Annotated in this window: 1 pseudogene; it reads left to right on the top strand. The window is 40.7% G+C overall.

Annotated elements, in window-relative coordinates:
- Positions 1 to 305 (top strand): annotated as a pseudogene (locus tag ACTJLE_RS06675) (InlB B-repeat-containing protein); the annotation flags it as partial.

Here is a 305-nt window from a genome sequence, read left to right as displayed (position 1 = left end):
GGACTATGAGTGGGTTGCTGATTCAACAGATATTGCTAACGCTCCAACTGATGCGAACGTTAATATTGCAGTGCATAGAGATGATAATGTTTCTACTCAGCAAGTTGTTACTTTTGTGTTGAGAAGAAAGATTGCTACTGTAACATTTTTCGACGGTGATGACAGTAAGCCGTATGCGACTGTGAAAGTTCAAAAGGGTAGCTCGATTGATGGTGACGAACTGAAAAATCAGTCGATGCCTAAAGATCCTACGAAGTCTGGTTTTACTTTTAACGGTTGGTTTACTGGGAAAGATGGTAAAGGTG

This window comes from Gardnerella sp. CCPDSM (assembly GCF_056754715.1).
The sequence above is the reverse complement of the archived record's forward strand: the minus strand, read 5'-3'. Positions and strand labels throughout refer to the sequence as shown.